Annotated in this window: 17 protein-coding genes; 4 read left to right on the top strand and 13 right to left on the bottom strand. The window is 72.6% G+C overall.

Annotated elements, in window-relative coordinates:
• Positions 1-9: 9 nt before the first annotated feature.
• Positions 10-753 carry a TIGR03936 family radical SAM-associated protein gene (locus AB0F89_RS00310; RefSeq protein WP_367131369.1) on the bottom strand — a complete coding sequence of 248 codons (744 nt, stop codon included), beginning with the start codon at positions 751-753 and terminating at the stop codon, positions 10-12.
• Positions 754-1,028: 275 nt separating this feature from the next.
• Between AB0F89_RS00310 and AB0F89_RS00315 the strand changes: the two genes are divergently transcribed.
• Positions 1,029-2,504, top strand: coding sequence for a S8 family serine peptidase (locus AB0F89_RS00315; RefSeq protein ID WP_367131371.1), 1,476 nt, complete (start codon positions 1,029-1,031; stop codon positions 2,502-2,504).
• A 42-nt stretch (positions 2,505-2,546) separates the two neighbouring features.
• On the opposite strand, the gene AB0F89_RS00320 is transcribed toward AB0F89_RS00315, so the two are convergent.
• The 4 genes from AB0F89_RS00320 to AB0F89_RS00335 are packed head-to-tail and all read right to left on the bottom strand — an operon-like array spanning position 2,547 to position 7,133.
• Positions 2,547-4,511, bottom strand: a complete 1,965-nt coding sequence (locus AB0F89_RS00320; RefSeq protein WP_367131373.1) for a TIGR03960 family B12-binding radical SAM protein — start codon at positions 4,509-4,511, stop codon at positions 2,547-2,549.
• Positions 4,512-4,569: 58 nt separating this feature from the next.
• On the bottom strand, positions 4,570-5,427 hold the full coding sequence (locus AB0F89_RS00325) for an ABC transporter permease (RefSeq protein WP_367131375.1): 858 nt from the start codon (positions 5,425-5,427) through the stop codon (positions 4,570-4,572).
• Positions 5,424-6,212: an ABC transporter permease gene (locus tag AB0F89_RS00330; RefSeq protein WP_367131377.1), complete on the bottom strand. Its 789-nt coding sequence runs from the start codon at positions 6,210-6,212 to the stop codon at positions 5,424-5,426. The genes AB0F89_RS00325 and AB0F89_RS00330 overlap by 4 nt, the downstream gene beginning before the upstream one ends.
• Entirely contained in the window at positions 6,213-7,133 is a 921-nt protein-coding gene (locus AB0F89_RS00335) for an ABC transporter ATP-binding protein (protein WP_367131379.1), read from the bottom strand.
• A gap of 56 nt (positions 7,134-7,189) precedes the next feature.
• Here AB0F89_RS00335 and AB0F89_RS00340 point away from each other — a divergent pair, with 56 nt between their 5' ends.
• Positions 7,190-7,777, top strand: coding sequence for an N-acetyltransferase family protein (locus AB0F89_RS00340; protein WP_367131380.1), 588 nt, complete (start codon positions 7,190-7,192; stop codon positions 7,775-7,777).
• A gap of 51 nt (positions 7,778-7,828) precedes the next feature.
• Here the strand turns inward: AB0F89_RS00340 and ndk are convergent, their stop codons facing one another.
• Positions 7,829-8,239 carry a nucleoside-diphosphate kinase gene (gene ndk / locus AB0F89_RS00345; RefSeq protein ID WP_367131382.1) on the bottom strand — a complete coding sequence of 137 codons (411 nt, stop codon included), beginning with the start codon at positions 8,237-8,239 and terminating at the stop codon, positions 7,829-7,831.
• A gap of 73 nt (positions 8,240-8,312) precedes the next feature.
• Between ndk and AB0F89_RS00350 the strand changes: the two genes are divergently transcribed.
• Positions 8,313-8,939: a hypothetical protein gene (locus AB0F89_RS00350; protein WP_367131384.1), complete on the top strand. Its 627-nt coding sequence runs from the start codon at positions 8,313-8,315 to the stop codon at positions 8,937-8,939.
• Between the two features lie 4 nt (positions 8,940-8,943).
• Here the strand turns inward: AB0F89_RS00350 and AB0F89_RS00355 are convergent, their stop codons facing one another.
• Entirely contained in the window at positions 8,944-9,918 is a 975-nt protein-coding gene (locus AB0F89_RS00355) for a helix-turn-helix transcriptional regulator (protein ID WP_367131386.1), read from the bottom strand.
• A gap of 99 nt (positions 9,919-10,017) precedes the next feature.
• On the opposite strand from AB0F89_RS00355, the gene AB0F89_RS00360 reads away from it, so the two are divergent.
• Positions 10,018-10,413, top strand: coding sequence for a RidA family protein (locus AB0F89_RS00360; RefSeq protein ID WP_367138624.1), 396 nt, complete (start codon positions 10,018-10,020; stop codon positions 10,411-10,413).
• 50 nt (positions 10,414-10,463) lie between these two features.
• Here the strand turns inward: AB0F89_RS00360 and pulA are convergent, their stop codons facing one another.
• From pulA to AB0F89_RS00390, 6 genes are all read right to left on the bottom strand, one after another.
• Positions 10,464-15,989, bottom strand: coding sequence for a pullulanase-type alpha-1,6-glucosidase (pulA, locus tag AB0F89_RS00365; RefSeq protein WP_367131388.1), 5,526 nt, complete (start codon positions 15,987-15,989; stop codon positions 10,464-10,466).
• A gap of 126 nt (positions 15,990-16,115) precedes the next feature.
• Complete coding sequence (locus tag AB0F89_RS00370) at positions 16,116-17,645, bottom strand: alkaline phosphatase (RefSeq protein WP_367131390.1); 1,530 nt, start codon at positions 17,643-17,645, stop codon at positions 16,116-16,118.
• A gap of 115 nt (positions 17,646-17,760) precedes the next feature.
• Positions 17,761-18,777: a hypothetical protein gene (locus tag AB0F89_RS00375; RefSeq protein ID WP_367131392.1), complete on the bottom strand. Its 1,017-nt coding sequence runs from the start codon at positions 18,775-18,777 to the stop codon at positions 17,761-17,763.
• Between the two features lie 58 nt (positions 18,778-18,835).
• Entirely contained in the window at positions 18,836-19,189 is a 354-nt protein-coding gene (locus AB0F89_RS00380) for a DUF4233 domain-containing protein (RefSeq protein ID WP_367138625.1), read from the bottom strand.
• 59 nt (positions 19,190-19,248) lie between these two features.
• Positions 19,249-20,613: a folylpolyglutamate synthase/dihydrofolate synthase family protein gene (locus AB0F89_RS00385; RefSeq protein WP_367131394.1), complete on the bottom strand. Its 1,365-nt coding sequence runs from the start codon at positions 20,611-20,613 to the stop codon at positions 19,249-19,251.
• Positions 20,610-23,246: a valine--tRNA ligase gene (locus AB0F89_RS00390; protein WP_367131396.1), complete on the bottom strand. Its 2,637-nt coding sequence runs from the start codon at positions 23,244-23,246 to the stop codon at positions 20,610-20,612. Before AB0F89_RS00390 ends, AB0F89_RS00385 begins: the two co-directional genes overlap by 4 nt.
• Positions 23,247-23,418: the final 172 nt, after the last annotated feature.

A 23,418-nucleotide genomic window follows, 5' to 3' on the forward strand; every position in this document is an offset into this window, starting at 1 on the left:
ACCGCCCGGTCAGACCTCCGCCGCCCTGTCCAGGGCGAGCGGGTCGACCAGGCCGCCTTCGTCGTCCAGCCGCCCCTGCGCCATCCGGGTCGCCTTCGCGGGCACCGGCGGAACCAGGTCGGCGACGACTCGGAGCGCGCTCAGCACGTCGTCGGGTCTCACGGTAGGGGTTGTCTGCCGTACGACCGTCACGAGTATCCCACACGGTTGTGACAAATCTCGTGCATCGTGTCCGGCGTCGCTCGAATGCGCCTCCGCCGGCGCCCCCACCCGGGCCGACACGATGGCCGGCCGCACGTCCACGATCTTCTTGCCGTCCTTGGTCAACCGCTCGACCTCGACGGACCCGGCGGCCATCAGGGCGGTCACGGCAGCGGTCAGCTCTTCGGGCGACACGCCGGGCAGTTCCAGCCGCCAGGCGCTGGCCTCGATCCGCTCGGGCAGCGTGCCGCCGCCCGACTGGACGACCTCCAGCACGTCGAGCCCGGGCGGCAGCACGGCGTCCAGCGCGGTCCGCAGCGCCTCCGGGTCGACCCGGTCGACGACCTGCACCTCGACGTACTCGGCCTCGCTCGCCACGCCGGTCGGCGCGGCCCCCACCCAGGACACCTTCGGGTGAGGGCTGAAGCCCTGGGAGTAGGCCATGGGCACACCCGCCCGGCGCAGCGCCCGCTCGAACGTGCGCGCGATGTCACGGTGTGACGTGAACCGCAGCCGACCGCGTTTGGCGTAGCGCAGTCGCAGCTTCTGCACTGGTGCGGCCGACGGGTTGGGCTGCTGCTGGCGGCTCAGAGCTACTCCCCTTGGGTGCTGTGAGTGGCCCGCGGCGGGGTTGGGCACCCCGGCGGTCCACGCTCCTACTCCACGAGGACGGTACCTTGGACCTGTTCGGCACCGTTGCGCTTGTCTGCTCCGCCCCGTCTGGCTACCGTCCGGCAGCAGCAGTCCGATCGACGGTTCGCCCCTGGAAGTCGGGCCGACGGCTCCCCGTCGTGGCGCCCCGACCGGCACAGCCCTGGAGGTCCCCCGTGCCTCTGCACCGCCGCGCCCGAGCGGTCGCGGTCAGCGCGGCGCTGCTCGCGACCGGGTGCCTGCCGCTGACCGCGGCGGCCGAGCCCGAGGAGCCCGCGGCCGCCGTGGAGTGCGTCCAGCCCGGTCCGACGCTGCGCTACCTGGTCGTGTTCGCACCCGGCACGAGCGCGCCGCTGGCCGAGGCCCAGGTCTCCGCCGCGTGCGGCACGACGGCCCGGTACTACCCGGAGATCGCGGTGGCCGTCGCCGTGTCGCCGGACCCCCGGTTCGGGCAGCGGATCGGCGTCGACCGGGCGTACAGCGCGCAGTCCGACGGGCTGTCCCGGCACACCGGCGCGCCGGCCAGGCAGAAGAAGAAGGACGACGAGGCGGGCGGCGCGCGGTCGGCGGGGGCGGTGGACCGCACGGCCGAGCAGTGGGACATGGACCTGATCCGGGCGGCCGAGGCGCGCGCGGTCAGCCGCGGCAGCCGGGACGTGGTGGTCGGCGTGCTGGACTCGGGCGTCGACCCGGCGCACCCCGACCTGGTCGGCGCGCTGGACCCGGCGCTGTCGGCCGGCTGCACGACCGGCGTGGCCGACCCGTCGCCCGCGGCGTGGTCGCCGACGACGTCCGGGCACGGCACGCACGTGGCGGGCACGATCGCGGCGGCCGACGACGGCCTGGGCACCACGGGGGTGGCGCCGGGCGTGCGGATCGCGTCGGTGAAGGTCGTGGACGACGCCGGGTTCATCTACCCCGAGTACGCGGTGTGCGGGTTCATGTGGGCCGCCGAGCACGGCATGACCATCACCAACAACAGCTACTTCATCGACCCGTGGGCGTTCACCTGCCAGGACGAGCAGGGCCAGTCCGTGGTCTTCGAGGCGGTGCGGCGGGCGGTCGAGCACGCCTCCGGGCGCGGCGTGCTGACGGTGGCGGCGGCGGGCAACGCGGCGGCCGACGTGACCAAGCCGGGCCGGGACGCGCTCAGCCCGACCAACGCCGCGCCGGAGGACGTGAAACCGCGCTCGGTGGACAGCTCGTGCCTGGTGCTGCCCGCGCAGCTGCGCAACGTGGTGGCGGTGTCGTCGGTGGGCGCGGACAAGGTGAAGGCCGGGTACAGCTCCTACGGGCTGGGCGCGGTGGACGTGACCGCGCCGGGCGGCGACCGCAGGCAGGTGCCGGACGACGGGCAGAGCGGCTGCGTGCTGTCGACGGTGCCCGCCGCCGGGTACGACTACTCGTGCGGCACGTCGATGGCGACGCCGCACGTGTCCGGGGTGGCGGCGCTGCTGGCGTCCACGCACCCGCAGGCCGGCGCGGGCGAGCTGACCCGGATGCTCGGCGAGCAGGCCGAGACGCTGCCGTGCCCGGCCGACTACGACCTCAACGGCACGGGTGTGCAGGACGCCTACTGCACGGGCTACTCGGAGTACAACGGCTTCTACGGCAACGGGATGGTGGACGCGCTCGCCGCCGTGCGCGACTGAGCGTCGGCGCCCGGTTGGGCGCCGACGCCCGTCCGCGAGCCGTCAGCCCTGCGTCAACGCCGGGTTGCGCACCGGGGAGCCCTTGCCGACCGGCGAGATCGGCAGCAGCGTCCGGCCGGTGGGCCCCACCTCGATGTCGGTGCCCATGGCCGGGCACACGCCGCAGTCGAAGCACGGCGTCCAGCGGCAGTCGTCCTGCTCCCGCTCGTCCAGCGCGTCCTGCCAGTCGGCCCAGAGCCACTCCTTGTCCAGCCCCGAGTCCAGGTGGTCCCAGGGCAGGACTTCCAGCTCCTCGCGCTCCCGCGTGGTGAACCAGGCCAGGTCGACGCCCAGCGGGGTCAGCTCGGCCTCCGCCGCCCGCACCCACCGGTCGTAGGAGAAGTGCTCGGACCAGCCGTCGAACCGGCCGCCCTCGCGCCACACCCGTTCGATCACCAGGCCGATGCGCCGGTCGCCGCGCGACAGCAGCCCCTCGATCAGCGACGGCTTGCCGTCGTGGTAGCGCATGCCGATGTTGCGGCCGAGCGAGCGGTCGGAGTTGACCGCCTCGCGCAGCTTGCGCAGCCGGTCGTCCACGGTCTCCGGGTCGCACTGCGCGGCCCACTGGAACGGGGTGTGCGGCTTGGGCACGAACCCGCCGATGGAGATCGTGCAGCGGACGTCCTTGCGGCCGGAGACCTCCCGGCCCGCGCGGATGACGTTCTTGGCCATCTCGGCGATCTGCAGCACGTCGTCGTCGGTCTCGGTGGGCAGGCCGCACATGAAGTACAGCTTCACCTGCCGCCAGCCCGCGCCGAACGCGGCGCTGACCGTGCGGATCAGGTCCTCCTCCGACACCATCTTGTTGATCACGCGCCGGATGCGCTCGCTGCCGCCCTCCGGGGCGAACGTCAGGCCCGAGCGGCGGCCGTTGCGGGACAGCTCGTTGGCCAGGTCGATGTTGAACGCGTCCACCCGGGTCGACGGCAGCGACAGGCTGGTGTTCGTGCCCTCGTAGCGGTCGGCCAGGCCCTTGGTGACCTCGGCGATCTCCGAGTGGTCCGCGCTGGACAGCGACAGCAGGCCGACCTCCTCGAAACCGGTCGCCTCCAGGCCGCGCTGCACCATCGCGCCGATGCCCTCGATGGACCGCTCGCGCACCGGACGGGTGATCATGCCCGCCTGGCAGAACCGGCAGCCGCGGGTGCAGCCGCGGAAGATCTCCACGCTCATCCGCTCGTGCACGCTCTCGGCGAGCGGCACCAGCGGCTGCTTCGGGTACGGCCACGCGTCGAGGTCCATCGTGGTCCGCTTGAACACCCGGTACGGCACCCGCTCGCGGTTGGGCACCACGCGCTGGATGCGGCCGTCCGGCAGGTACTCGACGTCGTAGAACCGCGGCACGTACACGCCGCCGGTCTCGGCGAGCCTGGTCAGGACCTCGTCCCGGCCGCCGGGGCAGCCCTCGGCCTTCCAGCGGCGGACGATGTCGGTGATCTCCAGGACGGCTTCCTCGCCGTCGCCGAGCACGGCCGCGTCGATGAACGGCGAGATCGGCTCCGGGTTGAACGCCGCGTGCCCGCCGGCCACCACGATCGGGTGGTCCCCGGTGCGGTCGGCGGCGTGGATCGGGATGCCGGCCAGGTCGAGCGCGCTGAGCATGTTCGTGTAGCCCAGCTCGGTGGCGAAGCTGACCCCGAACAGGTCGAACGCGCCCACGGGCCGGTGCGCGTCCACGGTGAACTGCGGCACGCCGTGCTCGCGCATCAGCGCTTCCAGGTCGGGCCACACCGCGTAGGTCCGCTCGGCCAGCACGTCCGGCTGCTCGTTCAGGACCTCGTACAGGATCATGACGCCCTGGTTGGGCAGCCCGACCTCGTAGGCGTCCGGGTACATCAGGGCCCACCGCACCGCCGCGGCGTCCCAGTCCTTGACCGTGGCGTTCAGTTCCCCGCCGACGTACTGCACCGGCTTGGACACCCTCGGCAGCAGGGGTTCCAGGGCGGGGAAGACCGACTCGACACTCACGCCGACCAGGGTAACGGCAGGGCGCCGCTGCCGAACGTGGCGGCTTTGTTCAACCGGCTCAGGTGAGCAGCAACTTGCCGAGCCTGCGGGCCGCGACGGCCACCCCGACGAGCACCATCACCGCGAAGTAGGCGACGTGGACCAGCGCGCCCCAGTCGACGTTCCCGGTGGTCAGCGACCTCATCAGCTCGATCGCGTGGTACAGCGGCGTCCACTGGACGACCACCTGCAGCCAGCCCGGGTACACCGACAGCGGGTAGAACGTGGTCGAGAACAGGAACAGCGGCATCACGGCCAGCTGCACCAGGTCGAAGTCCTGCCACGAGCGCATGAACGTGGCCGCGGCCATGCCGACCGCCGCGAACGCCGCCGCGACCAGCAGGCACGCGGGCAGCGCCAGCAGCGCCCACGGCGAGTCGACCAGGCCGAACCCGAGCATGACCACGATGAAGCCGCCCGAGTACAGGCCGCCGCGGATCAGGCACCAGGTGGCCTCGCCGATCGCGATGTCGACCGGCCCGAGCGGGGTGGCCAGCACCGCGTCGTACACCTTGGCGTACTTGAACTTGAAGAACAGGTTGAACGTCGCCTCGAACACCGCCCCGTTCATCGCCGACGCCGCGAGCAGCGCGGGCGCGACGAACTGCGCGTACGGCACCCCCTCGACGCCGGTGACCAGCCGGCCGAGGCCGTAGCCGAGGGAGAACAGGAAGAACAGCGGCTCGAAGAACCCGGAGATCACCGACAGCCAGGCCCGCCTGCTGACCAGGTACGAGCGCTCGACCAGGACGTGCGAGCGGCCCGCGTACAGGCCGGGCGGCACGATCCGCAGCAGCAGGCCGGCGCCGGCGCGCGACGGCGGCGCGGCCGGGTCCGCGGCGCCGGGGCGGTCGGCGGTGGAGGACTCCGGGGTCATACGGCCAGCCTCCGGTGGAAGTAGCGGCGGCCCAGCACCACGCCGAGCGCGACCAGGGCGGCCAGGTAGGCGACGTGGCCGAGGGCGGGCAGCACGCCCAGGGTGCCGAAGGTGACGCCCCTGGCGAGCTCGATGCCGTGCCACGCGGGGGTGGCCCAGGCCAGCGGGTGCAGCCAGCCCGGCAGCTGGCTCAGCGGGTAGAACGCGCCGGTGAACAGGGTCATCGGCATCACCAGGAAGCGGAAGACGGAGTTGAACGCGTCCGGCTTCTCCCTGGTCGCGGTGAAGGCCACCAGGGGCGCGCTGAACGCCATGCCGGCCAGCGTCGCGAACGGCACCGCGAGCACGGCGGACGGGCTGGTGATGGCGCCGAGGGCCACCGCGATGAGGAGGAACACAGCGGTGCCGGCGGCCAGGCGCAGCGCGATCCACAGCAGCTGGCCGTAGAGCACCTGCGCGGGCGTGACCGGGGTGGACACCACGGCCAGGTAGGTGCGCTGCCACTTGAACGACGAGAACACCGCCCAGCTCGACTCGAAGGTGGCGTTCTGCACGGCGGTGACGACCAGCAGCGCGGGCGCGAGGTACACGACGTACGGGTGGCCGCCGGTCGCCTCGCCCGGCTGCACCTGCGAGCCGAAGCCGACGCCCATGGCCAGCAGGAACAGCACCGGCTGCAGGAAGTTCGAGATGACCGTGGCCCGCCAGTTGCGGCGGTACCAGGTCCAGTGGTTCTCCACCGCGATCAGCGCGGCGCGCCAGGGGTTGACGACGTGCGCGCTCATTCAGTCCACCAACGTCCGGCCGGTCAGGCGCAGGAACACGTCCTCCAGGGTGCTGCGGCGGACCAGGCTGGACACCGGCCGCACGCCGCGCGCGTGGGCCGCGGCCAGCGCCGCCTCGCCGTCCGCGGTGTAGAGCAGCACCCGGTCGGGCAGCACCTCCACCCGGTCGGCCAGGTCGCGCACCTCGGCGGCGCTCTGCTCGCCCGGCGGGAAGCGCAGCTCCAGCACCTCCCTGGTGGAGTAGCGGCGGATCAGCTCCGACGGCGAGCCCTCGGCCGCGATCCGGCCGCCGTCCATCACCACCAGCCGGTCGCACAGCTGCTCGGCCTCGTCCATGTAGTGCGTGGTGATGATCAGCGTGACGCCGGACTGCTTGAGCCGGAACAGCCGGTCCCACAGCAGGTGGCGCGCCTGCGGGTCCAGGCCGGTGGTCGGTTCGTCGAGCAGCAGCAGGTCGGGGTCGTTGACCAGCGAGCGGGCGATGGTGAGCCGCCGCTTCATGCCGCCCGACAGCGGCTCCACCTCGGCGTCCGCGCGGTCGCTGAGCTGGGCGAACTCCATCAGCTCCACGGCGCGCTCGCGCACCGCCGAGCGGGACAGGCCGAAGTAGCGGCCGTAGACCTGGAGGTTCTGCCGCACGGTCAGCTCGGTGTCCAGGTTGTCCTGCTGCGGCACCACGCCGATGCGGGCCCGGATGCGCGGCCCGTCGGTGTCCGGGTCGAGGCCGAGCACGCGCAGCTCCCCGCCCGTGCGCGGCGACACGCACGAGACCATCCGCATGGTCGAGGACTTGCCCGCGCCGTTGGGCCCGAGGAAGCCGAACGCCTCGCCCTTCGGCACCTCGACGTCGATGCCCCGGACGGCTTCGAACGAGCCGAAGTGCTTGGTCAGGCCCTTGGCGTGGACGAGGGTTGGGATCACGTCCGTCACGTTAGCGGCGAGGTCCGACAATCCCGGAACCGTTTTGGGGTGGCGCTGTGGAGATCGACCTGAGTTGGCCCGTGGTGGCCGACGAACGACTTCGGGCCGAAGTGCACGAGGTGCTGCACGCCGTGGTGGCCGCGGGCGGGGCGATCGGCTGGTTGGAGCCGCCGGTGCGGGCGGAGACCGACGCGTGGCTGGACGGCGTGCTCGCGTCGCCGGCGGACGGCGCCCTCGTCGTGGCGCGCGTGGACGGCGTGCTGCGCGGCACGGCGACGTGGCGGCGGTCCGACAGCGAGGTGTTCGGGCACATGGCCGAGGTGCGGCGGGTGACGTCGCACCCGGCGGCGCGCGGGCTGGGGCTGGGCAGGCGGTTGGTGGGCGCGGTCGTCGAGCACGCGCGCGCGGCCGGGGTGGAGGTGCTGACGCTGGGCGTGCGCGGCAACAACCACGGCGCGATCGAGCTGTACGAGAGCCTGGGCTTCCGCGAGTGGGGGCGGCTGCCGAACGTGATCGCGGTCGGTGACGTCCGGTACGACGACGTGCGGATGCACCTGCCGCTGGGGCACCGGGAGGGCGTCGTGCTGCACGGCTCCGCGCCGGGCGGCCCGGGCTCGTCGCCCGCGCGCTCCCCACTGGCCTGAGCGGGCGAACGGCCCGGGACCGCGGTCGGTCCCGGGCCGTTCGGCGTCGGTTCAGGCGCTCGGGAACCAGAGCTTGATCTCGCGCTCGGCCGACTCCGGCGAGTCCGAGCCGTGGACCAGGTTGAACTGGACCTCCAGGCCGAAGTCGCCGCGGATCGTGCCGGGGGTGGCCTTCTCGACCGGGTCCGTGCCGCCGGCCAGCTGGCGGAACGCCGAGATCGCCCGGGTGCCCTCGACCACCATCGCCACCAGCGGACCGCCGGTGATGAACTCGACCAGGTCGGCGAAGAACGGCTTGCCGTCGTGTTCGGCGTAGTGCTGCTCGGCGGTCGCGCGGTCCACGGTGCGCAGTTCGAGGGCGGCCAGGTGCAGGCCCTTGCGCTCGATGCGGGAGATGACCTCGCCGACCAGGCCGCGGCTGACGCCGTCGGGCTTGACCAGGACCAGGGTGCGCTCGCTCACGGCGGTCGGTACTCCTTCGTGGGGAATCGTGCAACTCCGGTAGAGGGTAGCGGGAGCTGCGATAGTGCCCGCCGTGACCACCGGGAAGCCCCACCTCGGCACGACCCTCACCGGCGCGGCCGTGCTGTTCGTGCTGCTGCGGTTGCTCGCGGTGTCGCACTACGACTGGCACACCGCGTTCGCGCTGCTGCACACGTTGGACCTGGAAGACGCGCCCGGCTTGTTCCTGGGCACGTTCATGGCGGACGTGGGGATCAGCAGTGCGCTGTTGGTGGTGATGGTGCCGTTGACGGTGTTCTACGCCGTGGGACGGCGGTCGCGTGCGGCGCCGTTGGGGGTGGCCGTGCTGGTGGCGTTCCTGGTGGCGCACGTGCTCTCGTACCACCGGTGGTGGGTGCCGGTCGGCGCGGTGGTGTTGACGGTGGTGCTGGTGTTGGTGGAGCGCGCGCGGCGGTTGCACGCGCAGATCGACTTCGTGCTGCGGCGGTTCGGGTACGTGGTGGGCGCGGTGGCGTTGGCGGTCGCCGCGGTGGTGGCCACGCCTTGGGTGCCGCTGGAGCGGATCGAGACCGTCGACGGCGTGGTCGAGGCGTACGTGATGGAGACCAGCCCGGGGTTCCTGAAGGTGCTCGGCGCGCGGGAGTTCCGCATCCTGCGGGCCGAGGACGTCCGGTCACGGGTGGAGCTGGCCGACCACTAGGCCCTCAGGGGGACGCGTCGTAGCGGGTGGCGACCGTGGTGGCGCGGTCGCGCAGGGAGGTGCGCAGCCAGTGCGGGGTCAGGGCTTCCGCGCTCGTGGCGAGCTGCCACAGCGCCCACTCGGCGTGCCGCGGGTCCTGGAAGGTCACCTCCAGGCGCAGCCAGCCGTCCGGGTCGGTTGCCTCGGTGAGGACGGCGACGGCGGTGTTCAGCAGCTCCTCCCGGCGTGCCGGGTGCAGTCGCAGCAGCACGGCGACCTGGTCGCCGCCGGCGCGGAACCGGGCGCCGCGGTCCTGCCAGGCCCGGCCCAGGTCGACCCGGTCCGGGCGCTGCGCGGGTTCGGGGAGCTCCTCGGCGGCCAGCACCCGGGACAGCCGGTAGGTGCGGTCCCGGCCGGACCTCGTGGCCAGCAGGTAGCCCTGGTCCCGCACGGTGACCAGGCCGATCGGGTCCACCGTCCGCCACCGCGGCGCCTGGTCGGCGGCGGCGTAGCGGAGGCGGAGCTTGCGCCCGGCGAACACCGCGCGGCGGATCTCGGCCACGATCTCGTCCGGCGCCTCCTCGGCGACCACGCGGCGTGAGAGGAGGTCGGTCTCCGGGTCGATGAGCAGTCGTTCGGCGACGTCGGCGGCGGCGTTGCGGTGGCTCTCCGGTAGCGCGTCGACCACCTTGAGCATGGCGGAGGCCAGGGCCGAGCCGAGGCCGAACGCCTGCGCGCCGCGCCGCGACCCGGCGATCAGCAGGGCGAGGGCTTCGTCGTGGTTCAGCCCGGTCAGCTCGGTCCGGAAACCGGGCAGCAGCGCGAACCCGCCGTGCCGGCCGCGCTCGGCGTAGACCGGGACGCCGGCGGCGGACAGCGCCTCGACGTCGCGCAGCACGGTCCGGGTGGACACCTCCAGCTCACGGGCCAGCGCGGCCGCGGACAGCCGCCCCCGTTGGCGCAGCAGCAGGACCAGCGAGACCAACCGGTCGGCGCGCATGGCGGAACGCTACTGGAATACCCGACACAGGGTGTCGTGATTGGTGGGGAGGCTGCCACTCGCAAGACGGTGATCGAGACGAGTGGAGCGGACGTGGCTGTGCAGCGAACGGCGGTCAACCCGTGGACGTGGTCCGCGGAGCTGGGTTACAACCAGGGCGAGGTGGTCTCCGGGCACACCCGGACCCTGTACTGCGCCGGGCAGGCCGCGATGAGCGCCGACGGCGAGCCGGAGCACGCCGGTGACATGGCGGCTCAGCTGGGGTTGAGCCTGGACAACCTGGAGTCGGTCCTCGGCGAGGCGGGGATGTCGCTCGCGAACCTGGTGCGGCTCAACGTCTACACGACCGACGTCGACCTGCTCTTCCAGCACTACGGCGTGCTGGCGGCGAGGTTGGGCGCCGCGGGGGCGGCCCCGAGCAGCACGCTGCTCGGGGTGACGAGGTTGGCCATCCCCACCCTGATGGTGGAACTGGAGGGGACGGCCGTCGCCTGACCCGGTGACGGGCTCGGCGCGCGGGGATCTCGCGCGCCGAGCCCGTGCGCCTAGCGGGTCAGGACGACGACCGAGCGCGGCGGCACGGTCACCGAACCGCCGGCGACGACGGCCCGGTCGGCGGCCGACGCGTGGTTCTGCCAGTCGCCCGCGACCGCCACCGACTTCTGCGCCGGGTACGGGTTCACCACGACCAGGACGGCGTTGCGGGCCGGGTCGACGTCCGGGCCGACCGCGTCGTCCAGCAGGGCCGCCACCACGCCCGGCTCGGCCGCCGGGAACGACAGCTTCTGCTGCACGAGCGCCGCGTCGTTCAAGGTGAACAGCGGCGAGGACGCGCGGATGCGCAGCAGTTCCAGCGTGTTGCCCACGGCGGCGCGCATGTCGTCCGTCGACGGCTTCAGGGCGCCGTTGGCCAACAGGGGCGCGGCGTAGGGCCACTTGTCCTCGTTGTCCGCCGCGGGCGGCAGGCCGCGGCCGAAGCCGTTGTCCCGCAACGACGGGTCGTAGCGGTTGAACCAGTCACCCGAGTCGTAGCTGTTGCGGTCCAGGGACTTCGACCGCAGGAACTCCGCGCCGGCGTGCAGGAACGGCTGGCCCTGGCCCAGCAGCACGGGCGCCAGCGCGACCTTCTGCATCCGCACCCGGTCCGCCATGGACGTGCCGACCGGCAGCTTGTAGGTCTGCGAGTCGAACAGCGTCTCGTTGTCGTGCGCGTCGACGTAGGTGATCACGTCGGCCGGCGCGCCCGCGTACCCGGCGGGCGAGCCGTTGTACGACACGTCGCGACCGGTGATCCCGCCGCCGGCCGTCGACTCGAAGCGGTAGGTCGCCATGTTGCCCGCCATGCCCAGCTTCACCAGGTCGGTGTAGTTGGCCAGCCGGGCGGCCACGTCGCCGTTCGCGGGCGAGCCGTTCGGGTCGCCCGCCAGGCCGGAGGCCAGGCCCTGCACGCGGGGGTCGGCGTCGAACGGCCCGCCGCCGCGCACCGCGTCCCGCAGCCGGTCGCTGAACGTGCCGATGCCCGTGCCCGCCATGTTCGCCTGGGTGGCCTGCTCGAACCGGGCGTTGCCGGCGACCTCGCCGAAGTCCCAGCCCTCGCCGTAGATCCTGATGCCGCGGCCGTCGACCCCGTCGCGCTCGACGGTCAACGCGTCCAGCGCCGCCCGCACGGCCAGGACGTTGGCCTTCGGGTGGTGGCCCATCAGGTCGAACCGGAAGCCGTCCACCTTGTACAGCCGCGCCCACCGCACCGCGGAGTCCACGACGAGCTTGCCCATCATGGCGTTCTCGGTGGCGGTGTTGGCGCAGCACGTGGAGTTCGCGACCGCGCCGTCGGCGTCGAGCCGCTGGTAGTAGCCCGGCACCACCTTGTCCAGCACGGACGTCGGCGCGTCGCCGGCGGCGGCCGTGTGGTTGTAGACGACGTCCACGACCACGCGGTTGCCGTTGTCGTGCAACGACTTCACCATCTCGCGGTACTGCTTCGACCGGGCCCAGCCGGTCTGCGCGTCGTCCGTCGCGTAGGAGCCCTCGGGCACGTCGTAGTGGAACGGGTCGTAGCCCCAGTTGAAGCCGTCCTTCGCGGCGACCCCGGCCACGCACTCCTGCTGCGCCGGGGAGTCCGGGGGCAGCGACGCCAGGTCGCACGCCGGTTGCCTCTGGTCCGCGCGCTTTTCAGGAATCGTGGCGATGTCGAACGTCGGCAGCAGGTGCACGGTGTCCAGCCCCGCCGCCGCCAGCTCCCGCAGGTGCGCCATGCCGACCGACGACGGGTGCGTGAACGCCCGGTAGGTGCCCCGGTCGCCTTCCGGCACCGACGCGTCGCCGATGGAGAAGTCCCGGACGTGCAGCTCGGTGACGCCGTGCTCGGTGGGGTCGCCGCCCAGGCCGCGGGCGACGTGGTCGGACCAGCCGGCGGGCATGGTGCGGGCGTCGCCCAGGTCGGCGAACTGCGAGTGCGTCGAGTCCACCGCCAGCGCCACCGAGTACGGGTCGGTGACGGTCACCGAGCGACCGGCGACGGTCACCTCGTACCGGTAGAACTTGTCCTTCCACGCCCCGGAGGCCGTCCACGAGCCGGACGCGTCGTCGCGGGCCATGGCCACGGTCGTCGGCGTGCCGCCGGGCTGGTCGAACACCTGCAACGCCACCGACGACGCCGTGGGCGCCCACAACCGGGTGGTCACGCGGTCGCCGTCGAACGTCGGCCCGTAGGTCAGCGACGACGCGGCGGCGGCGAACCGGTCGTCCAGCACACCGGCGATCTGCACGCCCGTGCGGTGCCGCAGGCCGCCGCCGGAGTCGACGTGCACGGCGGACAGCTTGCCGCGCAACGCCTCGTCCAGCCGCGCGCCGTCACGCACCCGGAACACCGGCTTGCCCCGCAGGTGCGGGAACCGGTCGGGCACGGCGTCGGTCGACGGTTCGAGCCGCAGCACCCTGCCGTCGTGCTCCAGCCGGTAGCCGTCGGACGCCACCACCGGCACGTCCCACACCACCAGGTCCTTCGACACCCAGATCGCCTTGGACTTGGTCAGGTCGTCGTCCACGCCCTCACCGCCGGACGGCGGCAGCACGTAGGAGATCGAGCCGTCCGGCTTGGTGGAGCCGGAGACGTACCAGACCTCGTGGCCGGTGCCGGTGACGTCGAGGAACTGGTCCGGCCCCGGGTCCTTCTCGTCGCCCTTGTGGATGATGTTGCTCAGCCCGGCCGCGCCCGGCTCCAGCGGCACCGACCAGTACACGCCGAACCCGTCGCTCCCGTCCGGCACGCGCGACTGCGCCCAGCCCGGGCTCGGCTCCAGCGACCCGGTCCAGTGGTAGAGCGTCCAGTCGGCGTAGTCGCCGGCCGGCCGGTTGTAGTGGATCACCGCGCGGTTCTGCGCGGCGGCGAGGCTCGCGAACACCCCGTCGCCGTCGACCCACGCGCGCCCGGCCGTGCGACCGGAGGCTTCGACCACGTCACCGCGCAGCACGGAGAACTCGACGGGCGCGGTCGCCGGGATCGTCGCCACTCCCCCGGTGAACGGGTGGTCGACGCCGCCCGCGCGCACCACGAGCCCGGAGGCGTCGCCGGTGTGCGTCACCACGGCCCGACCGGTCGCGGCGACCTCGCTGGCGTGCACCGCCGGTTGCCCCTGCCCGATCCACACCTGCGGCGTGGCGCTCGGGTCGATGAACCGGTCGCCGTCGGTGTCCTTCTCGTCGCCGCGGTGGGCGATGACGCCGACCGAGCGCGCGCCGGGCTTGAGCTTGACCCACGCGAACCGGCCGTACGGCGTCTCACCGGCGAACGGCAGCGGCGCGTCCCACGTCGGCGCGTCCTCGACGTCGCCCCAGGCGTGCAGGCCCCACCCGTCGTAGTCGCCGGCCGGGCGGTTGTAGTGCACGACCAGCCAGTCGGAGGTCACCGCTCCCGGCGGCTCGACGGCGGGCGCGGCGACCAGGCCGAGCTTCGCGCCGTCCGCGCCCAGCGAGCCCTTGGCGTCCTTGGCGACCACCCGGACCTCGACGTCCTTGCCGACCGCCGCGCCGGGCAGCGCGGCCAGGTCGGCGAACACCCGGTACGGCGCGGCGTCGTCGGTGCCGAGCACCTGCCAGCCGCGCTCGCCCTCGACCCGCGCGGCGAACGTGGCCTGCGCGTACGGCGAGGTGATGCCATCGGCCCGCAGCTCGACCCGGTCGTCCAGCACGACCCCGGTCGCGGGCACGGCCAGGGCGGGCGTCGGCGCGGCGGACGGCAGCTTGCCGGTCGACCTGAGCACCAGGGCGGACAGCGCGGGCACGGTCACGGTCACCTTGCCGCCGACGGCGTTGACCTGCGAACCGGCCTTGGGCCAGGTCGGCCGGTAGCCCCGACCGGCCACCGGCACCTCGACGGTCGCGGGCGCGGTCCCCGCGTTGGCCACCACCACGTGCTCGACCTGCTGCTTGCGGCCCGTGCGGCTGAACGCGATCACGTCGCCTTGGGCGAGCCGGAGCGACTGGTTGCCGTCACGCCACACGGGGTCCGCGTCCACGAACTTGGCGAGGTCCCTGAGCTGCCGGTACAGCGGGTGGTCGGTGCGGAAGTTGTCGACCGCGCCCGTGCGGTCGCTGCCGACCAGGTCCTCGGCGGCGTACTCGGGGGTCTTGGAGGCGAACATGTCCTGGCGGGCCGCCTTGTCGCCGCCGGAACCCGCGAAGCCCTGCTCGTCGCCGTAGTAGACGACCGGGTTGCCGCGCCACAGGTACATCAGGGCGTTGCCCAGCTCCAGCCGGTCCAGCAGCTCGGCCTCGGGGACGTCCGGGCGGCTCTGCCGGATCATCCACGCGATGCGGCCCATGTCGTGGTTGCCGAGGAACGTCGGCAGCGAGGAGGCGTTGGAGTCCGCGTCGGTGTACCGGTCGTCGTCCACCAGCACCTCGCCGAGCCGGGCCGCGCCCTGGCCGGACAGGAACGACGCCGCGCCGCTCTGGAACGGGAAGTCCAGCGTCGCCTGCATCTTGCCGGTGGTGGTGTAGCGGGAGGTGAACGCCGGATTCGCGTCGAAGACCTCACCGAAGACGAAGAAGTCCTTCTTGCCGCGCATCGCCGCGTACCGCTGCACGTGCGGCGCGAGCGCCTGCCAGAACTCCATGTTGACGTGCTTGACGGTGTCGACCCGGTAGCCGTCGATGCCCAGCGTGTCGATCCAGCTGGTGAAGATCCGCTTCATGCCCTTGACGACCGTCGGGTGCTCGGTCATCAGGTCGTCCAGGCCGACGAAGTCGCCGTACTCGGCCGATTCGCCGCTGAACGTCGAGTCGCCGCGGTTGTGGTAGAGCTGCGGGTCGTTCAGCCAGGCGGGGGTCTTCTGCCCCTGGACCACCGGCGTGTACGGCGCGGTGAGGGTCGGGAAGTCCTCCTGACCCGCGATCTCGGCGATGTCGACGGGGTTGCCGCGCTCGTCCAGGTAGGGCTGCGCGCCGGTGCTGACGTAGTCGTGCTCGCCCTCGGCGTAGTCGATCAGGTCGGCGGTGTGGTTGGCGACGATGTCGAAGAAGACCTTGATGCCGCGGCGGTGCGCGTCCTGGATGAGCCGCCGCATGTCGTTGGTCGTGCCGAAGTGCGGGTCGAGCTGGGTGAAGTCGGTGGTCCAGTAGCCGTGGTAGCCGGCCGAGGCGTCCGCGCCGGAGCCCTGCACCCAGCGGTTGCGGAACATGGGCGTCATCCAGATCGCGGTGATGCCCATGCCGTCCAGGTAGTCGATCTTGTCGCGCAGGCCCTTGAGGTCGCCGCCGTGGTAGAAGCCCTTGTCGGCGGGGTCGTAGCCGCTCTTGAGCCGGTCGCTCTCGTTCGTGCCGCCGCGGTCGTTGCGCGGGTCGCCGTTGGCGAACCGGTCGGGCATCACGAAGTAGAACCGCTCACCGGTCAGGTCGTCCCGCAGGGCGTCCTTGGCCAGCGCCCGGTCGCCGTCGCGGACACCGGGGGCGATGTCGGTGACGGCGCCGACGGCGAGCCGTCGGACTTCGGGCGCGGCGCCCGCGGGTGGGCTCGGTGGCACGAACGGCACAACGGCCAGGGCGATGAGCGCGGCGACGGCCCGACGCATCGCGACCTCCTTGTCGCAAGAATTTGCAACCCCGTCCCGGCACCGAGCCGGGACGGAGTGCACAAAACCACGACAAATGCGGCCGGACAAGGTCCAGAAGGCTGCAAGTGCTTGCAGATCCTTGCGTCAGCGCCGCTCGGGGCGGAGGGTCCTGCTCCACAGCGACCTGCCCCTGATGTCGCGCAGCCACACGGTCAGCTCGCCGTCGCGCGACACCTCGACCTCGCCGAAGTGCTGGAACCCGTCCAACGGGCTGGTGTTCGCGACCGGCGGCGCGTTGACGAACACCGCCTCCGGCCCGAACGTCGGGTCGAGCGCGTTGGGGCCGAACGCGCCCGCGTTGAGCGGACCGGACACGAACTCCCAGAACGGGTCGAAGTCCTGGAACGAGGCCCGCTCCGGCGAGTAGTGGTGCGCGGCCGTGTAGTGCACGTCCGCGGTCAGCCACACGGTGTTGCGCACGCGCCGCCGCTTCAGCTCGCCCAGCACCCACGCCAGCTCGTGCTCACGCCCGCCGGGCGCGCCGGGCAGCCCGTTGGCCACGCCCTCGATGTCCGCCCCGTCGGGCACGGTCAACCCGATGGGCAGGTCGGCGGCGATGACCTTCCAGGTGGCCCGGCTGCGGTCCAGCGAGTCCACCAGCCAGCGGGCCTGCTCGCGGCCCAGGACGTGGCCGACGCCGTCGCGCGGCGCCGTGTTCGCGTCCTTGTACGAGCGCATGTCCAGCACGAACACCTCGACGTGCGCGCCGTAGCGGAACTTCCGGTACACCCGGCCGTCCACCGCCTGCCGCGGGTCGATCGGCTGCCACTCGTGGAACGCCCGGAACGCCCGCGCGGCCAGCACGTCCACCCGCTTCTCGGTGTACTGCGGCAGCGTCAGCACCTCGCCGGGGTACCAGTTGTTGGTGACCTCGTGGTCGTCCCACTGCACGACCATCGGCACCCGGGAGGCGAACTCCCGGTACTGCGGGTCGAGCAGGTTGTAGGCGAACTGGCCGCGGTACTCGTCCAGCGTCTCGGCGACCTTCAGCTTCTCCGGCGTCACGAGGTTGCGCCAGACCCGGCCGTCGGGCAGCGTCACCGACTCCGCCAGCGGTCCGTCCGCGTACACCGTGTCGCCGCTGTTGAGGAAGAAGTCGGGGCGGCGGGCGGCCATCGCGCCGAAGATCGGCATCCCGCCCAGGTCCGGGTTGCTGCCCCAGCCCTGACCGGCCACGTCGCCGGACCACGTGAACCGGACCTCGTCGCGGCCGAGCGGCGCGGTGCGGAAGCTGCCGGCGACGGCCTCGCTGCGGGTGCGGCCGTCCAGGTCCTCGGCGACGACGCGGTAGTGCACGTCCCGACCGCCCGGCAGACCGCGCAGCCGCACCCGTCCCGTGCCGCCGGTCTCGGGCGTCAGCAGCGGCCCGCGCACGGTCCGCGCGTGCCGGAACGACGGGTCCGACGACACCTGGACCAGCATCCGCGACGGCCGGTCGGCCCGCGTCCACACCAGGCCGCCGTCGAACGCCACGTCACCGGACTGCACGCCGTGCGTGAGCACCGGGCGGTCGCCACCGCGCGCCAACGCCACGCCGCCGGGCACGAGGACCGCGCCCGCGCCGATCGCACCGGCGCGCAGCAGCGTCCGCCGGTTCACCACACCATCGCTCATGCGCGGCTTTGTAACCGGTGAAGCCGAACCCCGGGTGAACGCGGCGCGTCGTCCGCGGGCCCTGCGCGCGGCGGAGTGCCCCGGCCACCCCGTCGTCGACCGTTCGCGCCGGGCGTCAGTGAGCCGTTCCCGCCGAGGGCGGGGCCGTGCCGCCGCCCACCCCCGCCTTGAGGGCGAACGCCTCCCCGGCCAGCGCCCCGAGGGCCCAGGCGTCCTTCTCCAGCGGGTCGACCTCTTGGTAGACGTGGTGGGCGATGGTGTTCAGCGCGGCGACCGGCCCGCCTTCCCGGACGAACTCGGCCCGGGCGGACGCCGAACCGTCGGCGGGCCTGCCGTCCTCGACCGCCGCGCACGCCTCGCGGAGCCGGACGGTCTCGGCGGCGACCACGTCCGCTTCCTGCCCGGTCACCTCGGCCGCGTGCCGCACCACCTTGTCCCGGCAGTCGCCCATGCCGGCCAGCAGCGCGGTGATCTCCTTCTGGATCGTGTCGGGAGACTTGTCCTGGGCGGCACGGGCGGCACGGCTGAGGTTCTTGAGCTTGAGCACCGCGTTCAACCAGTCGTGGACCGGTCCCGTGGTCCACGGCTCCCAGCGCTCGGCGAGCGACCGCGCTTCCGCCGCCCCCTCGCCGTCGAGCGTGCCCTTGGCCCTCACGGCGGCCTCGGCCACCCGGCGGGGCACCACCAGCTTGCCCATGATCTCGGGAATCCCGATCCCGCGGGAGGCGAGCAGCTTGGCCACGGTGAAGTACTGCTCGCAGTGGTACGCCTCGTGGAACAGCGTGTCGGTGTAGCCCTTCACGGCATCCGCGCCCAGCTCGTTGATCGCCTTGCGGTACAGCTGCTTGCTCGGCGGTAACTTGACCTTCCACAGCACGTGGTCGAACGCGCCGCTCTTGCCCGACGGCAGGGCCGAGTCCTCTACGCGGGTCCAGGTGGGGACCCCGTCCGCCACCAAGCGCTCCGTCACCCAGTCCAGCAGCTTCGCGTGGAACGACTTCGCACCGGGTTTGGGCGGGTCGTTCGCGAGCTGGTGGGCGTAGGTGGCGTACTCGTCCACGCGATCCCGCAGCGAGCGCTGGACGACGTCGTGACCGGGCGCGGGCGAAAGCGGACTGCCGGGGGTGACCATCACGTCAGGGTGGATCGCGGCGGGCGGCCGGTCAAGCCGCCGGGCTGGACGCGACCCGTCAGCCCTGCTGCTGGCTGGGCAGCCGGCCCTCGGCCATCCGCTTCGCCACGTCCCGCCGCAGCCAGAGCAGGTACACCCAGACCAGGCTGAACACGACGCCGATGCCGCCCAGCGCGGTCATGGCGAACCACGACGCGACCATCACGACGTGGATGGCCACGACCACGTACACCGCCCACCGGTGCTTCAGCAGCGCGCAGGTGGCGATCAGCGCGACGATCAGCCCGAGCACCAGGAACCCGGTGCCGGTGCCGATGCCGCCGCCCAGCTTCGCCACCACGGGCAGCGCCAGGGCGAGGACGATCGCCTCCAGGATCAGCGTGCCCGCCATGATCCCGCGGAAGGACTTCATCGGGTCCTTCTTCGGGGCCGGGACGTGGCCGGCCCCGGGGGTGGGCTCGGGGGTCGTGGTCACGAGGGCTCCTTGCCGAACAGCGCACGCGCGTCGCCCGCCGTGACGACCGAGCCGGTCACGACGACGCCGCCACCGGAGACGACGTCGCCGTCGTCGCTCTCCTCGGCCAGCCGCACGGCCTCCTCGATCGCGTCGTCCAGGTGCGGCTGGACGACCATGCGGTCCTCGCCGAAGATCGGGATCGCCACCCCGGCCAGCAGGTCGGGGTCCATCGCCCGGGGCGAGGAGTTCGAGGTCAGCACGACCTCCTGCACCACCGGCTCCAGGGCGCTGAGGATGCCGACCGCGTCCTTCTCCTGCATGACGCCGACCACGGCGACCAGCTTGCGGAAGCCGAACTCCTCGTCCAGCGCCTTCGCCAACGCCTCCGCGCCGTGCGGGTTGTGCGCCGCGTCCACCAGCACCGTCGGCGCCGACCGGACGCGTTCCAACCGGCCCGGCGAGCTGACCGAGGCGAACGCCTCGCGCACCGCCTCGATGTCGAGCTGCCGGTCGGCGCCCGCGCCGAAGAACGCCTCCACGGCGGCCAGGGCGAGGGCCGCGTTCGCGGCCTGGTGCGCGCCGTGCAGCGGCAGGAAGACCTCGTCGTACTCGCCGGCGAGCCCCTGCAGCCGCAGCACCTGCCCGCCGACCGCGACGTCCCGCCGGCTCACGCCGAACTCGGACCCGAGCCGCGCGACCGTGGCGTCCACCTCGGCGCACCGCCGGAGCAGCACCTGCTCCACCACCGGCTCCTGCTTGGCCAGCACGGCGACCGCACCGGGCTTGACGATCCCGGCCTTCTCCTCCGCGATGCCGCCCAGGTCACCACCCAGGTACTCGACGTGGTCCAGCCCGATCGGCGTGATCACGGCGACCCGGCCGTCGGCGATGTTGGTCGCGTCCCAGGACCCGCCCATGCCGACCTCGATCACGCCGACGTCGACCGGGGCGTCCGCGAACGCCGCGAACGCCATGCCGGTCAGCACCTCGAACTTGCTCATCGGCACGTCGCCGCGCGCGTCCACGATCGACAGGTACGGCTCGACGTCCCGGTAGATCTCGACGTACCGGGAGGGGCTGATCGGGGTGCCGTCGACGCTGATCCGCTCGGTCGCCAGCTGCAGGTGCGGGCTGGTGTACCGGCCGGTGCGCAGCCCGATCCTGGTCAGCAGCGCGTCGATCATCCGGGACGTGGACGTCTTGCCGTTCGTCCCGCCGACGTGCACCACCGGGTACGACGACTGCGGGTCGCCGAGGATGTCGGCCAGCGCCTTGATCCGGTCCAGGCTCGGCTCGATCTTGGTCTCGGGCCAGCGGGTGTTCAGCTCCGACTCGACCTGCCGCAGCTCCTCCAGCGCGCCCGTCTCGAAGCCGGTCACGAGTTGTCCTGCGGCATGGTCTCCAGGCGGGCGTGGATCCGGTCGACCTCGGCGTTGGCCGCCGCCAGCCTGGCCTGGATCTTGGCCACGACGTCGGCGGGCGCCTTGGCCAGGAACGCGGCGTTGCCGAGCTTGCCCTCGCACTGGGCGCGCTCCTTCTCGGCCACGGCCAGGTCCTTGGCGAGCCGCTTGCGCTCGGCCACGACGTCCACCGCGCCGGACAGGTCCAGCTCGACCTTGACCGTGCCGGCGGGCAGGCCGACGTCGAGCGAGACGCTGACCGAGAAGTCGTCGCCGGGCTCGGTCATCCTGGTCAGCGCCCGCACCGCGGGCACCTGCTCCAGCAGGTCGACGCAGCACGCGCCGCGGACCTTGCCCGCGACCTTCTGCGCGGGCTTGAGGCCCTGGTCGGAGCGGAACCGGCGGATCTCGGTGACGAGCTTCTTCAGCCCCTCGACCCGGGTGGCGGCCACCTCGTCGCGCTCGGCGCCGGTCGGCTTCGGCCACGGCGCGACCACCACGGACTCGCCGCCGGTGAGGGTGGTCCACAGCACCTCGGTGATGAACGGCGTGAGCGGGTGCAGCAGGCGCAGCACCACTTCCAGCACGTGGCCGAGCACGGCCTGGGTGGCCTCGGCGCGCGCGCCGCCCTCGGCGAGCTGGACCTTGGCCAGTTCGAGGTACCAGTCGCAGTACTCGTCCCAGGTGAAGTGGTAGAGCGCTTCGCTGAGCTTGGCGAACTGGAACGCCTCGAAGTAGCCGTCGACGTCGGTCACGAGCCCGTCGAGCAGGTCGAGGATCCAGCGGTCGGCGTCGGTCAGCTCCTCGCGCGGCGGCAGCGGCCGGGCGACGGTGGCGCCGTTGTTGAGCGCGAACCGGGAGGCGTTCCACAGCTTCGTGGTGAAGTTGCGCGACCCGGCCGCCCACTCCTCGGCCAGCGCCATGTCGGAGCCGGGGTTGGCGCCGCGCAGCAGCGTGAAGCGGGTGGCGTCGGCGCCGTAGGCGTCCATCCAGTCGATGGGGTCGATGCCGTTGCCGCGCGACTTCGACATCTTCTTGCCGTGCTGGTCGCGGATGAGGCCGTGCAGGAACACGTGGTCGAACGGCTGCTCGCCGTCCATCGCGTACAGGCCGAACATCATCATCCGGACGACCCAGAAGAACAGGATGTCGTAGCCGGTGGACAGGACGCTGGTCGGGTAGAACTTGGCCAGGTCGGCGGTCCGGTCCGGCCAACCCAGGGTCGAGAAGGGCCACAGGCCGGACGAGAACCACGTGTCGAGCACGTCCTCGTCCTGGACCCAGCCCTCGCCGGGCGGCTCCTCGCCGGGGCCGACGCACACGACCTGGTCGTCGGGGCCGTACCAGACCGGGATGCGGTGGCCCCACCACAGCTGCCGCGAGATGCACCAGTCGTTGAGGTTGTCGACCCAGTCGAAGTAGCGCTTGGCCAGCTCCGGCGGGTGGATGGTGGTGCGGCCGTCCCGGACGGCGGCGGCCGCGGCCTCGGCGAGCGGGGCGACCCGGACCCACCACTGCATCGACAGGCGCGGCTCGATGACCGTGTCGCAGCGCGAGCAGTGGCCGACGGAGTGCTTGTAGGGGCGCTTCTCGGCGACGATGCGGCCCTGTTCGCGCAGGGCGGCGACGACGGCGGGCCGCGCCTCGAAGCGGTCCATGCTCTCGAACGGCCCGTGCGCGGTGATCACGCCGCGGCCGTCCATGACGGTGAGCGCGGGCAGCTGGTGGCGCTGGCCGATCTCGAAGTCGTTCGGGTCGTGCGCGGGGGTGACCTTGACCGCGCCGGTGCCGAACTTCGGGTCGACGTGCTCGTCGGCGACGATCGGCACGCGCCGGCCGGTCAGGGGCACCTCGACCTCGGTGCCGATGAGGTGCCGGTAGCGCTCGTCCTCGGGGTGGACGGCCACGGCGGTGTCGCCGAGCATCGTCTCCGCGCGGGTGGTGGCGACCACGATGGAGTTCTCGCCGGAGCCGTAGCGGATGGAGACGAGCTCGCCGTCGTCCTCGGAGTGGTCGACCTCGATGTCGGACAGCGCGGTCTGGCAGCGCGGGCACCAGTTGATGATCCGCTCGGCGCGGTAGATCAGGCCGTCGTCGAAGAGCTTCTTGAAGATGGTCTGGACGGCCTGGGACAGGCCCTCGTCCATGGTGAAGCGGACGCGGCTCCAGTCGACGCCGTCGCCGAGGCGGCGCATCTGGCCGAGGATCCGGCCGCCGACCTCCTCGCGCCACTCCCAGACGCGTTCGACGAACTGCTCCCGGCCGACGTCGTGGCGGGACTTGCCCTCGTCGGCCAGGGCGCGCTCGACGGCGGTCTGGGTGGCGATGCCGGCGTGGTCGGTGCCGGGCAGCCACAGCACCTCGTAGCCCTGCATGCGGCGGCGGCGGCTCAGCGCGTCCATCACGCTGTGGTTCATGGCGTGGCCCATGTGCAGGCTGCCGTTGACGTTCGGCGGCGGGAGCACGATGGAGAACGGCGGCTTGTCACTTGCGGCGTCGGCCGTGAAGTAGCCGCGCTCGACCCACCGCTCGTACAGCCCGGCCTCTACCTCGGCCGGGTTCCAGGCCGGCGGGAGTTCGGATCGCTGCGGTGCGGTGGGGGTCTCAGTCACGGTCGAAGTCTACGGAGGCTCGGGTATCGACTTCTAATCAGATACCTGGTAGCGGCCCCGGTGCGTGGCGACCGACCCGACCGGGCCCGTTCGGGGTGGTGGCGGGGCGCGTCCGCCGGGCTCGTGGTGACCACCCCGTATCGACTTCGCGACGGATAGCTGGTAACGCCTT

This window comes from Saccharothrix sp. HUAS TT1 (genome assembly GCF_040744945.1).
Taxonomy (GTDB): domain Bacteria; phylum Actinomycetota; class Actinomycetes; order Mycobacteriales; family Pseudonocardiaceae; genus Actinosynnema.

Bases quoted from the DNA above. Each gene is read 5' to 3' on its own strand.
- AB0F89_RS00325 (WP_367131375.1), bottom strand. From the start codon at position 5,427: ATGACCCCGGAGTCCTCCACCGCCGACCGCCCCGGCGCCGCGGACCCG.
- AB0F89_RS00330 (WP_367131377.1), bottom strand. From the start codon at position 6,212: ATGAGCGCGCACGTCGTCAACCCCTGGCGCGCCGCGCTGATCGCGGTG.
- AB0F89_RS00355 (WP_367131386.1), bottom strand. From the start codon at position 9,918: ATGCGCGCCGACCGGTTGGTCTCGCTGGTCCTGCTGCTGCGCCAACGG.
- pulA (WP_367131388.1), bottom strand. From the start codon at position 15,989: ATGCGTCGGGCCGTCGCCGCGCTCATCGCCCTGGCCGTTGTGCCGTTC.
- AB0F89_RS00370 (WP_367131390.1), bottom strand. From the start codon at position 17,645: ATGAGCGATGGTGTGGTGAACCGGCGGACGCTGCTGCGCGCCGGTGCG.
- AB0F89_RS00375 (WP_367131392.1), bottom strand. From the start codon at position 18,777: ATGGTCACCCCCGGCAGTCCGCTTTCGCCCGCGCCCGGTCACGACGTC.
- AB0F89_RS00380 (WP_367138625.1), bottom strand. From the start codon at position 19,189: ATGAAGTCCTTCCGCGGGATCATGGCGGGCACGCTGATCCTGGAGGCG.